At 56.5% G+C, this 12,493-nt stretch carries 12 protein-coding genes and 1 riboswitch; of the genes, 3 read left to right on the plus strand and 9 right to left on the minus strand.

The annotated features are described in order from the left end of the window. Nucleotides 1–99 precede the first annotated feature (99 nt). Nucleotides 100–2,223 carry a ComEC/Rec2 family competence protein gene (locus BP38_RS18435; protein WP_051608814.1) on the plus strand — a complete coding sequence of 708 codons (2,124 nt, stop codon included), beginning with the start codon at nucleotides 100–102 and terminating at the stop codon, nucleotides 2,221–2,223. Here the strand turns inward: BP38_RS18435 and lexA are convergent, their stop codons facing one another. The 9 genes from lexA to BP38_RS0101340 all read right to left on the minus strand — a co-directional run bounded on the left by lexA (nucleotide 2,224) and on the right by BP38_RS0101340 (nucleotide 10,702). After that, a complete protein-coding gene (lexA, locus tag BP38_RS0101300; protein ID WP_026986242.1) occupies nucleotides 2,224–2,946 on the minus strand; it encodes a transcriptional repressor LexA in 723 nt (240 codons plus the stop codon). A 98-nt stretch (nucleotides 2,947–3,044) separates the two neighbouring features. Further along, a complete protein-coding gene (locus tag BP38_RS0101305; protein WP_322098931.1) occupies nucleotides 3,045–3,452 on the minus strand; it encodes a Na+/H+ antiporter subunit G in 408 nt (135 codons plus the stop codon). Between the two features lie 9 nt (nucleotides 3,453–3,461). Further along, the gene (locus BP38_RS0101310; protein WP_026986244.1) at nucleotides 3,462–3,731 is read right to left on the minus strand and encodes a K+/H+ antiporter subunit F; all 270 of its coding nucleotides are present in this window, start codon (nucleotides 3,729–3,731) and stop codon (nucleotides 3,462–3,464) included. Further along, a complete protein-coding gene (locus tag BP38_RS0101315; protein ID WP_026986245.1) occupies nucleotides 3,728–4,219 on the minus strand; it encodes a Na+/H+ antiporter subunit E in 492 nt (163 codons plus the stop codon). Before BP38_RS0101315 ends, BP38_RS0101310 begins: the two co-directional genes overlap by 4 nt. Next, nucleotides 4,216–5,847, minus strand: a complete 1,632-nt coding sequence (locus BP38_RS18440) for a monovalent cation/H+ antiporter subunit D (protein WP_081816377.1) — start codon at nucleotides 5,845–5,847, stop codon at nucleotides 4,216–4,218. Before BP38_RS18440 ends, BP38_RS0101315 begins: the two co-directional genes overlap by 4 nt. Beyond that, nucleotides 5,844–6,197, minus strand: coding sequence for a Na+/H+ antiporter subunit C (locus BP38_RS0101325; protein WP_026986246.1), 354 nt, complete (start codon nucleotides 6,195–6,197; stop codon nucleotides 5,844–5,846). Before BP38_RS0101325 ends, BP38_RS18440 begins: the two co-directional genes overlap by 4 nt. A 3-nt stretch (nucleotides 6,198–6,200) precedes the next feature. Further along, entirely contained in the window at nucleotides 6,201–9,032 is a 2,832-nt protein-coding gene (locus BP38_RS18445) for a monovalent cation/H+ antiporter subunit A (protein ID WP_051608816.1), read from the minus strand. Nucleotides 9,033–9,179: 147 nt separating this feature from the next. Next, nucleotides 9,180–9,950, minus strand: coding sequence for an ABC transporter permease (locus tag BP38_RS0101335; protein WP_035723099.1), 771 nt, complete (start codon nucleotides 9,948–9,950; stop codon nucleotides 9,180–9,182). Then, entirely contained in the window at nucleotides 9,947–10,702 is a 756-nt protein-coding gene (locus tag BP38_RS0101340) for an ABC transporter ATP-binding protein (protein WP_035723101.1), read from the minus strand. The genes BP38_RS0101335 and BP38_RS0101340 overlap by 4 nt, the downstream gene beginning before the upstream one ends. Further along, nucleotides 10,697–10,800, minus strand: a riboswitch (TPP riboswitch). (Overlaps the previous gene by 6 nt.) Before the next feature lie 79 nt (nucleotides 10,801–10,879). Between BP38_RS0101340 and BP38_RS0101345 the strand changes: the two genes are divergently transcribed. After that, on the plus strand, nucleotides 10,880–12,013 hold the full coding sequence (locus tag BP38_RS0101345; protein WP_245602286.1) for an acetoin utilization protein AcuC: 1,134 nt from the start codon (nucleotides 10,880–10,882) through the stop codon (nucleotides 12,011–12,013). 9 nt (nucleotides 12,014–12,022) lie between these two features. Next, nucleotides 12,023–12,481, plus strand: a complete 459-nt coding sequence (locus tag BP38_RS0101350) for a DUF192 domain-containing protein (protein WP_026986250.1) — start codon at nucleotides 12,023–12,025, stop codon at nucleotides 12,479–12,481. The last annotated feature ends 12 nt before the right edge of the window (nucleotides 12,482–12,493 follow it).

Consider the following 12,493-nt stretch of genomic DNA (forward strand, 5'->3'; position numbering starts at 1 on the left):
AGATGGTGTTATGTCAGGAATGCATATTATAGTTGCTTTGAGGGGCAATTTATTAAAAGCTTTGTTTCTTTCCAGGAAGATCCTCTGGGGGCTTGGGAGGTGCTGCTGCTAGGTGATTGGGTGGAGAGCGAGCGGGATCGCTGGGGGCTATGGTGCATTGTTTGCCTGGGTGGCGGCGTTGTCGGATATTTTTCACTACCAACAGAGCCTGTCCCGCTGCTTTTTCTGGCAACATTTCCAACTGTTCTCGTCCCCCTGTTTTTGGCATGGCGTTGCCAATGGGGCATACTCTACCCCCTTGTCATTCTCCTGACATTCGTGGGCGGATTTCATCTTGCTCAATTCCGGACCCATCAGGTCGCTGCTCCGGTTCTGCAGGAGGAGCTGAGCGCTGTTAGCTTGGTTGCAGAAGTGGTCTCTTCAGAGCCTGTAGCAGGCGGTGTTAGGCTGCTTCTGCGTCCAGAAAACATTGAAGGAATTGAAAATAAAAGGTATCCGCATTTCCTGCGCTTGGTCAGTCGTGGTGAAGTCCCAGAGTTGGAAGCGGGCCAGAGAATTGAAGCTCTGGCGTCACTGGCGCCGCCGCCTCCACCGGCTGTTCCCGGAGACTACGACTTTTCGCGCGTGGCTTACTTCCAGAAAATTGGTGCGGTCGGGTTTACCTATGGAGCTCCAGACCTTATTGGACAGCGTTCAGCGGGTGCTGAGCAGGACAGCTGGAGGACACCCCTGGAAGCCTGGGCGCAATGGTGGAGCGATTCCCGGCGTCGGTTGGCCGATACTACTGTTGCGCGCTTACCTGCGCAAACAGGGGCCGTCACGGCAGCACTGCTGACTGGGCTGCGTGGTGCCATATCCGAAGAGACAAACCAGGCGATGCGTCATTCGGGGCTTGCGCACCTACTGGCTATTTCCGGGTTACATCTGGGCCTCATTGCAGGGGCAGCCTTCTTTGCCTTGCGTGCTCTCCTCTGTCTTTGGCCGGCCATTGCGCTGCGTCTGCCAACGAAGAAGATTGCAGCAGCTTCAGCTCTTATCGTTGCTTTCTGCTATCTTTTCCTGGCCGGGGCCACGATTCCCACTCAACGCGCCTTCATTATGACCTCACTTGTCCTCGTCGCTGTGTTGCTGGACCGAACGGCCTTGACTCTCAGGTTGGTCGCGCTGGCAGCATTGCTGGTATTGGTCCTGTCTCCCGAGAGCCTGCTCGGTGCAAGCTTTCAGATGTCATTTGCTGCTGTCACGGGCCTTATCGCTGGTTATGAAATCCTCCGTGAGCAAAGGGTCTTCTCTGATCGTGGACGGAATAATCAGGGACACCTTTCAACCGCGTTTCACTACCTGTTGGGTGTCGCACTCACCACAGTGATAGCAACCGTCGCCACGGCGCCTTTTGCGCTCTACCATTTTAATGCACTGACAAGTTATGGCCTTTTCGCAAATCTTCTGGCCGTACCGCTTACCGCATTCTGGGTGATGCCGGCTGCGCTGCTGGTCCTGCTGGCCTATCCGTTTGGCCTGGCTGGGGAAGTCTTGCCCCTGATGGGCAAGGGCGTGGAATTGGTCCTGCTTGTGGCTGGGTACATCTCTTCTCTGCCGGGTGCCCGTGTGCTTGTCCCACAAATGCCAGCCTGGGGCCTTGCATTCTGTGTCACTGGCGGGCTGTGGCTGTGTCTCTGGCGTAGTAATTGGCGTTTTGCCGGATTGCCGGTTTTCCTTGCTGGCTTGGCAACGCCGATAGTCCACAACCCACCGGACATTCTGATTGAGGAGAGTATGGAAGTGATGGCAGTGGCTGGGCCAGAGGACCTGTTGGTGCTGTCAAACCGACGCAAGGCGCGGTTTTCTTCCGACCAATGGCTTGAAAGGCGTGCACAGCACGGTTCCGTGGTCTGGCCTGAAGAGGGCCGCCATTATGGTGAATGGTTGGCCTGCGATGATCTGGGGTGTCTCTATGACAGGCAAGACAAGAGGGTAGCTTTTCCCCTGACGACGCAGGCCATGGCAGAGGACTGCCAGCCGGCCGATCTGGTCATCACAGCTAAGGATCCTCCCATTATGTGCCAACAGCATATAGAGGAAGAGACGCTGGTCACACGCCTCGATCTTTGGCGTAAAGGAGGTCATGCATTCTGGTTGCGTGATGACGGTATAGAGCAGCTGACGGTCAGGCAGTGGCAGGGCGACAGGCCTTGGGCTGCTTATCGGGGGCGCCCGGAATAATCAGTACTTACGGATCAGTCCGGCCAAGCGCCCCTGAATCTGGACACGGTCCGGAGGAAAGAGGCGCGTTTCATAGTGCGTGTTGGCGGGTTCCAATGCGATAGCTCCTTGGCGCTGGCGCAGGCGCTTCAAGGTGACTTCCTCTCGATCGACCAGGGCAACGACAATTTCACCATTGGCGGCCTGGTCCGTGACCTCGATTATCACCGTGTCCCCATCGAGAATACCGGCATCCACCATGGAATCGCCTTCAACCTGAAGCGCATAGTATTGGCCATGGCCAAGGAGTGTATGGGGAACTTCCGTGTAGCTGTCCGGGTCTCGCAAAGCCTCTATGGGCGTACCGGCGGCAATCTTGCCATAGAGTGGCAGGGATGCGGGATCCGAATCGGCACCGCCCGATCCAGCCGCAATCACAGGATCGGCAGCTAGTTCGTCCGGAGCATTTGCGTTTTGCCGTCCGCCTTCTATGACACTTGGTGAAAAGCTTCCATTGCCTGTATTCAATTCGCCTGGCAGGCGCAGTATTTCAATCGCCCGGGCCCGGTGGGGCAGGCGACGAATGAAATTGCGCTCTTCCAGGCCACTTATGAGACGATGGATTCCAGACTTGGACTTCAACCCAAGCGCTTCCTTCATTTCGTCAAAGGAAGGGGAGACGCCATGCTCATTCAGATGACGATGCAGGAAAAGCAAGAGTTCATGCTGCTTCTTGGTGAGCATCGCAGCCTCCGACGCCAATGACTTAAAAAAGAACGAAACGTAAACTTTCTTGATGTTCTAGTATTGTTCCAGTGATTCGTCAAGCTGCCAGAACAGGGTTACCGAATTTCGGTCCGGCTTTGCTTTTCACTTTTGTTAAAGGTGGCCCACCCGGCTTTGTGTGTACCGGCAGGAGGCGGTAACTGGAACTGCGCCGTATCCTGCCGATCCCTGTTTTTGTGAAGGTGGGTCTTGGCGACAAGATAGGCTGTTACCGGTGCGACAAGAAAGAGAAATATCGTGATAAGCAGCTCGTGAACAGAAAGCGTTCGCTCAATAAACGCGAAATAGAGAATAGATGCAATCAACATACCCCCGATACCCAGGGTCGTTGCCTTGGTTGGCGCATGCAGGCGAGCCATCAGATCCGGCAACTTGCTGAGACCAAAGGAGCCAACCAGCGCAAAGACTCCGCCTACCACGATCATTGCGGATATCAGCAGCTCAATCAGAAATTCCATTGCCATGCCCACTTTCTATTCGATGATATCGCCGCGCAGGAGGTACTTGCAGAAGGCGACCGTGGTAATGAAGCCGACCATGGCAAACAACAGCGCTGCCTCGAAATTGGTGCTCGATCCCTGCCAGATGCCGAAAAGGATGAACAGGGCAATCGTGTTGATGGTCAAGGTGTCCAACGCCAGGATTCTGTTGATGGAATCCGGACCGACAATCAGGCGATGAAGATTCATCAACACGGCCAGGCCTATGCTGATGAAACCGAAGTAAGTGGCATACTCGATCATTCGAAGATGTCCTTCAGCCGTTTTTCATAGCGGGACTTGATACCGGTCACAGTTTCCTGTTCGTCGGTGACATTCAGGCCATGGACGAGAAGACTCTTGCCATCTGTCGAGATGTCGCTGCTGACAGTTCCTGGTGTCATCGTAATCGTGCCAGCAAGGATGGCGATAGCTTCCGGTGTGCGGATTTCCAGGGGAACCGTGAAAAAGCGTGAACGCAAATCGCGATTCCGGCGAAAGAGGATCAGGTAAGCAACCTGTACATTCGCAACGACAATATCGTAGAGAACAACAATTATGTATTCGGCAACCTTCAAGGGATTGCGGATGGTCGGCCTGTCCGGCCAGAAACAGCTGGTCAGGATGGGAAGTATAATGCCCAATATTAGCCCCAGCACGAAGGTGGCCGGGGTAAAGGCGTTCATCAACATCATCCAGACCAGGGTCAATACCGCGGTCATGATGGGATGAGGAAAGACCTTGCGTATCATTGCATGTCTCCTTCCTCGCCAAGGCCATCTTCCATACCGTCAGCCTCGGGCGAACTGCCAAACCCGGATTCGACAAGTGCATCGCTTCCCAGGACGGCTTCTATATAAGGGCGACCATCCAGAAGCTGTGCAGCCGTTGTATCAAAATACTGGCTGACGGGGCCTGAGAAGGCTGTCAGCAGTCCGATCAGCCCCAACAGGAATGCCGCGGACGAAATGCCAAGTCCGCTTTCGGGACCATGCCCGTTATCCTTTCGGCTCACGCTTTCCATGGGAACGGATGGACCTGACTGGGAAGCTGCCTCTGCCTGGCTTTTCCAGAACAGTATGCTGCCAGCGCGTGAAAAGCCTATGATATTGAACAGGCTGGTCGAAAGGATCACGACCCAGATCCATGCGACATAGGGTGTGCCGGTGGCACCGTCGAGTATCAGCAGCTTTCCGACAAATCCACTGAGGGGTGGCATGCCGACCATGCCGATTGCCGCCAGGAAGAACAGTCCTGACAGCAGGGCCTCTCGGTGCAACGGCAAGCCGAAAGCCAGTGTATCCTGGCCGTCGCTGCGGCCATTGATGACCATCTCGGCTATGAGGAAGAGCGCGCCGGCGATGAAGGTGCTGTGCACCATGTAATAGAGGCCTGCCGAAACGGCCGCTTCGTTGAAAAGGGCAAAGGCCACCATCAGTGTGCCCATTGAGCCGATAACGGAAAAGCATATCAGATCACGCAGGGAACGGCCGGCCATAACGCCGAACATTCCCACGACAAGGGTCACGAGGGCAGCCGGCATGATCCAGTCCTGGGCAATCCAGGCGATGTCGCCTGCATGCTCACCAAAGATAAGTGTGTAGACTCTCAGGATCGAGTAGCCCCCCACCTTGGTCATGATCGCAAACAGTGCCGCAACGGGAGCAGCTGCAGCTGCGTATGTCGCAGGCAGCCAGAAATGCAGTGGCACAAGGGCTGCCTTGATGGCGAAGACCGTGAGAAGCAAAAGTGCACCAACCTGGACAAGTGCCAGGTTACCACTTTCGACCTGGCCCACACGCAGTGCCAGGTCGGCCATGTTCAGCGTTCCAGTCACGCCATACAGCAGGGCCATTGCCACGAGGAACAGCGAGGAGCCCATAAGATTGACGACGACATACTGCATGCCGGACTTGAGACGTGTTGCGCCGCTGCCGTGTAGCATCAAGCCGTAGGAGGCAATCAGCAGCACCTCGAAGAAGACGAAGAGGTTGAAAAGATCGCCTGTCAGGAAAGCTCCGTTGATCCCCATGATCTGGAACTGGAAGAGGGCGTGGAAGTGTCTGCCTCGCTTGTCCCAGCCGGCAAAGCTGTAGATCAGGACAGCTAGGACCAGCAGCATGGTGACCAGGACCATGGCTGCCGACAGTCGATCCAGAACCAGGACAATGCCGAAGGGAGCCGGCCAGTTGCCAAGTTCGTAACTGTAGGGCGGATTGCCCGTGGCATGAACGACCAGGCCTACGGAAATCACGAATACCGCAAGCGCAGACAGGACCGACAGGAAGCGTTGCAAGACCAGGTCCTGACGTGCCAGCAAGACAATCAGTGCCGCAGTCAGAGCAGGCACAACAATGGGGAGAATGGTCCAGTGTGTCATGAGGGGTCCCGCTGCTCCGCGGTTTCTGACCTGGTTGCGTTGATGCTGTCTTCACCTGTCTCAAGATATCCGCGCAATGCCAGCACCACGGCAAGCGCCGTCATACCGAACGCGATAACAATCGCTGTCAGGACGAGTGCCTGGGGCAGGGGGTCGGCATAGCCTGTCGCATCCTTGGATATGATTGGGGGCAGGCCAACGTTCAGGCGCCCCATCGAGAACAGCACGAGATTCACGGCATGGGACAGCAGTGTCAGACCAAGGATGACCGGAAAGGTCCGTCCACGTAATAGAAGGTAGACGCCGCAGGCGGCGATCAGCCCGATCCCGGAAGACACGAGCATTTCCATGAATCAGGCCTCCTTTCCATCGGTTGCTTGTTCCTGAGCCTCGTAGGCCGCATCCGCACGCCTGCCAACACGCGACAGATTGGCCAGGGCCACCATGACGGCACCGACAACGGTCAGGAAGACTCCAACGTCGAAGCCCAGGGCCGTCGCCAATTCGAACTCGCCGATCACCGGCAGATGTACATAGGTATAGTCACTGGTCAGGAAGGGGCGCCCGGCAAACCAGGCCCCAACACCGGTCAAGCCCGCCGCCAGGACACCAGCTCCAATCAGGCCGTGATAATCGAGCTTAAGCCTGTGTTGTGCCCAGGAAAATCCGCTGGCCATGTATTGCATGAGAAGTGCGATGGAAACCACAAGACCGGCAATGAACCCACCACCCGGCTGGTTGTGACCACGCAGGAAGATATACACACCGACCATCAACGCGAGTGGCAGAAGGACACGTGTTGCAATTACCAGGATGAAGGGATGCGGATCCATGGCACGCACTCCCTCGGGGACCCACTTGGACAGGCGTCGCTGAGCAGCGCCATGCAGGGCACTGTCTAGGAGTGCATAGATGGCCAGGGCCGCAATACCCAGTACGATGATTTCGCCAAAGGTGTCGAAACCCCTGAAGTCGACCAGGATGACGTTCACGACATTGGTGCCGCCGCCGCCCGGCTTGGATTCTGCCAGATGGTAGTCCGAGATGCTTTCGAAGCCACGGGTGGTCACGGCATAGACCAGACCCGCAACCCCCAGGCCCGCCAGTCCGGAAAGAACCAGATCCCTGAGTTTTCGCAAACTTGAGCTTTCGCGTGGGGTCTCCTTGGGCAGGAAATTCAGGGCCAGCAGCATCAGGACCACGGTCACGACCTCGACGGATATCTGCGTCAGGGCCAGATCAGGCGCCGAGAAGTAGAAGAAGGTAAGCGAAACCACCATACCGACAACACCGATAAGAATCAGGGAAAACAGCCGGTGGTGGTGGTACATCAATGTGGCGCCGAGGGCTGCGACCAGCAGCACCCAGGCCACAAGCCCGGGCCAATTGACCGGCACCATCGCCCGCTCTCCGGCACCCAGTGGTGTGCTTCCCAGATAGCCCGCAAAACCGACGGCAATGATGGCTGAAACCATCACGGCCAGATAACGCTGCAGTGAGCCGTTATGTGCAAGGGCCGTGATCTGCCCGCTGACCTTGGCTATGGCCTCGATGATAGCTTCAAATATTACCTTGGCTTCCGGCCGTGGGAAGCGTTCGCGGAAGGATTTGGCGGGAAGGTAAAGAGCCATGAGGGTCAGGCCGCCAGCCAATGCAATCATGCTCATGAACAGGGCGGGCGTGAAACCGTGCCAGATCGACAGATGATAGTCCGGCGTATTCCCACCGGTCACGGCATCCGTGGTGATCTTGACCAGAGGTTCGGCAATCAACCCCGGTAGAAGGCCAATCAGCACAACCAGGGAAACCAGGATGAACACGGGAAGCCACATGCCAAACGGCGGATCATGCGGCTTGTGCGGGTAATCGTCCCGGACAGGGCCAAGAAAGGTATGAAAGGCAAAGCGGGCTGCATAGGCGACGGAAAACAGGGCGCCGAGCGTTGCGAAGACAGGAAGTATCCAATCCTGCCCCAGGTAGGTGGTATGCACGGCCTCCTCCAGCATCATTTCCTTGGAAATGAAGCCGTTCAACAAGGGGATGCCTGCCATCGACGCTGCCGCGACCAGGGCCAGGGTTGCCGTAATCGGCATAAGAAAAAGCAATCCGCCCAAACGCCGGATGTCGCGTGTATGCGCTTCATGGTCGACGATGCCGGCGCTCATGAAGAGTGCGGCTTTGAAAGTGGCGTGATTGAGGATGTGGAAGACGCCTGCCATCGCTGCCAGGGGTGTCCCGAAACCGAACAGCATGGTGATCAGCCCCAGATGGCTGACCGTCGAGAAAGCAAGCAGGCCCTTGAGGTCATCCTTGAAGATTGCAATCCAGGCCGAGATGATCATGGTGACGAGGCCGAAGCTGGTCACGATGTAGAACCACTCGGGCGTTCCGGAAAGCGCGGGCCAGACGCGGGCCAGCAGGAATACGCCGGCCTTGACCATGGTCGCAGAGTGCAAATAGGCGCTGACAGGCGTTGGAGCTGCCATGGCGTGCGGCAACCAGAAGTGCAGGGGAAACTGCGCAGACTTGGCAAATGCACCCGTCAGGATGAGCAGAAGGGCTGGGATATAGAGGCTTGAGCTACGAATCTGGTCCCCAGCCTGCAGTATCTCGCTCAGGTCATAGGAGCCGGCAATCTGTCCCAGCAGGATCATGCCACCTATCAGAGCCAGGCCGCCCCCGCCGGTTACAGCCAGAGCCATTCGCGCCCCCTGGCGCGCTTCGGGCAGATGGCGCCAGTAACCGATAAGCAGGAAGGAACTCAGGCTGGTCAATTCCCAGAAGATGAGGAGCAACAGGATGTTGTCGGAGAGCACAATCCCGACCATCGCTCCCTGGAAGAGCATCAGATAAACGTAAAAGCGCCCCATCGGGTCGTTATGGCTTAGGTAGAAGCGGGCATAGAGTATGATAAGCAGCCCGATACCCAGGATCAGCAGGGCGAACAGGAATCCCAGGCCATCGAGGAAGAAATTCACGTTCAGGCCGAGCTGCGGGAGCCACTCAAATCGGGCTTGAATTACCTGGCCGGAAAAGACAGCAGGCGCCTGAACCAGCAGCAGGATAAAGGCCACGAGCGTGAAGACTCCGGTGCCATAGGCGCAGGCATTGCGGCCGGAACGAATCAGGAAGGCCGGGAACAAGGCGCCGATGAAGGGCAATAAGACAATCAGTGCGAGATTCATGCTCCCCCTGCAAGCACAAAGCGTTCGATCCGGACGGCCTAGCCGCCATGAAGTGCCGCGCCAGATTAGTGACACGCGCGACGGAATCAAGAAAACCCGTACATCGCCATACGTTTTTTGCCCTGTCAGCGTGCACTCATGGGGCTATCAGGAATTGCCACCTGCTTCCGGTGACCAGGGCAATAACCAGCGACAGAACCGGTCGGTCAAGAAGTAGAGCAGGAGGGCCAGGGCGGCCAGAACAGTGAGGGCAGCAAACATGACATCGATCTGCATGCGCGCATTGGCATTCAACATCAGATGTCCCAGTCCGGCACTGGAGCCAACCCATTCACCAATGATGGCGCCTATAGGGGCGACGGCTGCCGCAACGCGCAGCCCGGATGCCAAGGCTGGCAAGGCGGCCGGTATACGAACATGACGAAAGGTGGCCCATTTTGATGCGCCACAAGTCTGGGCAAGATCCAGCCAACCTGTTTCTGTGCGCTGCAATCCATCATGGAAGGATGTTGTGACCGGGAAGAAGATGATCAGGCTGGCCATGGCAATCTTGCTGGCCATGCCATAGCCTAGCCAGAGAACCAGAACGGGCGCCAAGGCGAACACGGGGATGGCCTGGCTCATGACAAGCAGAGGAAGCAGCCAGGACCGCAACGGTTGAAAGATCGCAATCATCAGTGCCGAGAAAACCCCGACAAGGCTTCCGATGAGGAAGCCCAAAAGGATTTCTACAAGGGTTACGCCTGCATGGAAGGCAAGGCTGTTCCAACGCTCGAGCAGGACAACTCCGACCTGACCAGGCGCCGGAAGAATATATGCAGGTGCGCCTGTGACCCAGACCAGGGCCTGCCACAGTAAGAGCAGGCCTATGAGAATCCCCAATGGCCTCAGTTTTGGCCCGAACTGGGTCGCTTTCATGAGGTCAGGCTCGCTGCTGGCAAGTTCTGACGCACTCCGCGAAGACTGTCTATCAATTGCTTGTGCAGGCTCGTTATTTCCGGACTGCCTATATCTCGTGGAGGAGCCTGCACGAGATCGACCTGCTCAGCTATATGAACCGGTTGTCCGGCAAGTACGATCAGGCGGTGACCAATTCGCAACGCCTCGAACGGGTCGTGGGTGACCAGGAGGACTGTTCTGTCGCGCAGGAGTTCGGCGGTCAGTTCCTGAAGTTCCAGGCGTGTTATGGAATCAACGGAGGAAAATGGCTCGTCCATCAGGATCACCTCGCGATCCTGATAAAGGGTGCGTGCAAGCGCAGCCCTTTGACGCATGCCTCCGGACAGGGCTGATGGAAGTTTTGCTTCATGTCCGTCCAAGCCAACCAATTGAAGAAGGCGTCTGGCGCGCTTCATGTCGACTTCCCGTCCTGCCAAGCGATCGGGAAGCACCACATTGTCCATGAGTTGCAGCCAGGGCAGCAGCAAGTCCTGTTGCGCCATATAGGCCAGCTTTCCGGTGAGTGGACTCCGGTTTTCCCGTGACACCACTCCACTTGCGCCTCTTTCCAGGCCGGCTATAACGCGCAGCAAGCTGCTCTTCCCGACACCAGAGGGCCCGAGAAGACAGCTTGTCAAACCGGCTGGAAGCTCAAGGTTAAAGTCCTGGAACAGCGGTTGCCCCTTGTAGGACAAGCTGATTCCCTCGAGCGATATGGCAGATGCAGACATGAAGAGACACACTTCCTACGCCGGCATGAACCGGTTCAGGTTCTGGGGTCGCACCTTAGCGGTGCCTCTCAGCCGTTACGGCTCCCCCGGTGATACGATGGGCACTATGCCCGGAGCCCAGTGATATGCCAAGTGGTTCGTTTGTTTTGCGGATGTGACGGGTTAAAAAGAGAGATGATGTCCAGACAGATCGCGCCACGTTTCATTGGCAGTGAAATATACCGTAAATCAAGTTATGGCCGTCTCCATCCGCTGGCCATTCCGCGCGTATCCACCTGTATTGATCTCTGCAGGGCGCTTGGCTGGTTACCGGATGCAGTCTATATCGACAGCCCACGGGCCACGCCCGAGCAACTCGCCCGTTTCCATCACCCGGACTATATTGCCGCGGTTCAGCAGGCCGAAAAGACTCAGCACTGTAGTGACGAGATCAAACAGCGCTATGGACTGGGGGTAAATGGAAATCCGGTCTTCCCAGAGATATTCAGCCGGCCGGCAACAGCCTGCGGTGCTTCGATTGCCGCTGCTGACTGGGTACTGAACGAAACCCCGGTGCACAGTCCGGCCGGTGGTACGCACCATGGCCGGAGCGATCATGCGAGCGGATTCTGTTATTTCAACGATCCGGTGCTCGGGATCTTGAGCCTTCTCGACCAAGGGGCAGTATCTGTCTTCTACCTGGATATCGATGCGCATCATGGCGATGGTGTGCAGGATGCCTTCCATGACGATGAGCGGGTTTTCACGCTTTCCATCCATGAAGCCAGTCGATGGCCCATGAACAGGGGGGATCCTGCCACGGGGCCGGGAAGCCTGCAGGACAGAGCTTTGGGACATGCGAGGAACATTCCAGTACCCGAAGGCTTCAACGACAGTGAATTTGCCTTTCTTCTGGAATCTGCTGTTTTGCCCTTGATAGAGCGCATGGATCCCGAGGTCATCGTGCTGCAGTGTGGCGCCGATGCCTTGTACGAAGATCCGCTCAGTCGTCTCGGCCTCTCCAACCTTTCCCTCTGGAATACGGTGGCCAACTTGCGATTGATGACGCGAAAGCTGTTGGTGCTGGGGGGCGGCGGATACAATCCCTGGTCAGTCGCGCGCGCCTGGAGTGGTGTGTGGGCAACCCTGAACGGATTTGAAGTTCCCGACCTCCTGCCGGAGCAGGCTCGGGCTATTCTAACGGGTCTGACATGGCGTCATAGTTGGGGGAAAAATCCGCCGCCAAGCTGGTATGATACGCTCGCCGACCGACCGCGCTATGGTGCGATACGTGACGAGGTCAAGACTGCAGCACAAGCCGTACTTTCATAGGAATAACCAATGAAAAGAATGTACTATCTGTTTTTTTTGTTCTACTTAGTCACTCTTCCGGTTGGAGATGTGGCTCTTTCGCAGGCGCAGGAAGAAGAGTTTCTGTCTATAGAAACGGAAACTGGTGAAAAGCACGATTTTCAGGTGGAACTGGCCACAACAAATGCCGAACGGGCACAGGGGCTGATGTACAGACGCACTCTGGATGAAGGCACAGGCATGTTGTTCATTTATCCTCGGTCGCAGCGCATATCCATGTGGATGAAGAATACCTTTATCCCACTGGATATGATCTTCATCGATGAAAGCGGGGAGATTATACGAATTGCCCATCGTACCGTGCCTGAATCAACTCAGTCGATTCCTTCGGGTGGACGGGCCAAAGCTGTTCTGGAAATTAATGCGGGCGTTAGCGAACGGCTGGGCATTGCCAAAGGCGACAGGGTTCACCACCCGGCCTTTGAATAAGCTTGTACAGGG

The sequence above is a fragment of the Fodinicurvata fenggangensis DSM 21160 genome, assembly GCF_000686045.1.
Lineage (GTDB): Bacteria > Pseudomonadota > Alphaproteobacteria > Kiloniellales > DSM-21159 > Fodinicurvata > Fodinicurvata fenggangensis.

What these genes read in the sequence shown, in the direction of transcription:
- lexA (WP_026986242.1), bottom strand. Translation starts at nt 2,946, where the DNA reads ATGCTCACCAAGAAGCAGCATGAACTCTTGCTTTTCCTGCATCGTCAT.
- BP38_RS0101305 (WP_322098931.1), bottom strand. Translation starts at nt 3,452, where the DNA reads ATGGCAATGGAATTTCTGATTGAGCTGCTGATATCCGCAATGATCGTG.
- BP38_RS0101310 (WP_026986244.1), bottom strand. Translation starts at nt 3,731, where the DNA reads ATGATCGAGTATGCCACTTACTTCGGTTTCATCAGCATAGGCCTGGCC.
- BP38_RS0101315 (WP_026986245.1), bottom strand. Translation starts at nt 4,219, where the DNA reads ATGATACGCAAGGTCTTTCCTCATCCCATCATGACCGCGGTATTGACC.
- BP38_RS18440 (WP_081816377.1), bottom strand. Translation starts at nt 5,847, where the DNA reads ATGACACACTGGACCATTCTCCCCATTGTTGTGCCTGCTCTGACTGCG.
- BP38_RS0101325 (WP_026986246.1), bottom strand. Translation starts at nt 6,197, where the DNA reads ATGGAAATGCTCGTGTCTTCCGGGATCGGGCTGATCGCCGCCTGCGGC.
- BP38_RS18445 (WP_051608816.1), bottom strand. Translation starts at nt 9,032, where the DNA reads ATGAATCTCGCACTGATTGTCTTATTGCCCTTCATCGGCGCCTTGTTC.
- BP38_RS0101335 (WP_035723099.1), bottom strand. Translation starts at nt 9,950, where the DNA reads ATGAAAGCGACCCAGTTCGGGCCAAAACTGAGGCCATTGGGGATTCTC.
- BP38_RS0101340 (WP_035723101.1), bottom strand. Translation starts at nt 10,702, where the DNA reads ATGTCTGCATCTGCCATATCGCTCGAGGGAATCAGCTTGTCCTACAAG.
- BP38_RS0101345 (WP_245602286.1), top strand. Translation starts at nt 10,880, where the DNA reads ATGTCCAGACAGATCGCGCCACGTTTCATTGGCAGTGAAATATACCGT.
- BP38_RS0101350 (WP_026986250.1), top strand. Translation starts at nt 12,023, where the DNA reads ATGAAAAGAATGTACTATCTGTTTTTTTTGTTCTACTTAGTCACTCTT.